We start from the raw sequence: 1,057 nt of genomic DNA on the forward strand, positions 1-1,057 counted from the left end.
CCCAAGTACAATATACAGGTGGGTACAGCATTATGGCCCTAAAATACAAAAGAAAATTTGTTACTTTCTCAAATCTACCAATTCTTCCTGGTACCTAGATGAAACTTATGTCAAGGTCAAAGGTAAGTGGCTATACTTGTACAGAGCCATTGATAGTAACAAAAATACTATTGACTTCTACCTAAGCAAAACACGTAATCACAAAGCAGTTAAATTATTCTTAACTAAGTTGATTAATAAGAAAAATTGGTACCGTCAACTTAACTTAGAGTAATAATTTTGTTATATGTAAGAAGTAAGCATTTTGCTATATATTATGCATAATAATGTTGAGAAGCAGCCTCATTGAATAATTCGAAAGCAAGCCTCATTTTATTTTTATATTCTGAAGCTTTAAACTTATATCTATTTACTTTTAATAAATTTAAAAATTGACTGCATGATGATAAGAACCGTTGTGTATGTCCGGGATCCTTAAATTTCCTCATTTGACGCTCTCTCTGCCTAGTAGGTTGATGAGAGTTTTCTATTAGGTTATTTAATCGCTTATGCTTCCTGTGCTCACTAGATTTAAGTATTGATTTCTTTGCCGATCCGTAACTTCTTAATTTATCAGTTACTATTATTTTTGGTATAAAATTATGCCTCTTCAGTAGCTTTTTAAAAAACCTAAGCGCAGCTTTAGTATTCCTTCTCTTCTGCAATAAAATATCTAACTCTTGCCCCTGATTGTCTATTGCTCGCCATAACCAAAAAACCTCTCTTCTTATTACTACTCTCATTTCATCCAAATGCCACTTATCACCAGGAATATAACTTCTCTTCTTACCTATATTATTTGCTATTATTGAGCCAAACTTCTTATTCCATTCTCTTATACTTTCATGACTTACCTCAATATTCCTATACAACAATATTTCTGATATATCTCTCAAGCTTAAAGAATACCTGTGATATAACATAACTAACATATCTTATTATTTTACGTTGGTACCTATGCCTCTTATACATCACTAGACCTATATATTTTTATATTAATATTATATACTAGCTTAAA

1 protein-coding gene and 1 pseudogene are annotated in these 1,057 nt (G+C 30.8%); one reads left to right on the forward strand and one right to left on the reverse strand.

Going from position 1 to position 1,057, the window contains the following annotated elements:
* Nucleotides 1-235 (forward strand): annotated as a pseudogene (locus tag NF27_RS01175) (DDE-type integrase/transposase/recombinase); the annotation flags it as partial.
* Between the two features lie 79 nt (nt 236-314).
* On the opposite strand, the gene NF27_RS01180 reads toward NF27_RS01175, so the two are convergent.
* Entirely contained in the window at nt 315-971 is a 657-nt protein-coding gene (locus NF27_RS01180) for an IS6 family transposase (protein WP_204367848.1), read from the reverse strand.
* Nucleotides 972-1,057: the final 86 nt, after the last annotated feature.

Origin of the sequence: Candidatus Jidaibacter acanthamoeba, assembly GCF_000815465.1 — a bacterium.
In the GTDB taxonomy this organism is placed as follows: domain Bacteria; phylum Pseudomonadota; class Alphaproteobacteria; order Rickettsiales; family Midichloriaceae; genus Jidaibacter; species Jidaibacter acanthamoebae.

Bases quoted from the DNA above. Each gene is read 5' to 3' on its own strand.
- NF27_RS01180 (WP_204367848.1), bottom strand. From the start codon at position 971: ATGTTAGTTATGTTATATCACAGGTATTCTTTAAGCTTGAGAGATATA.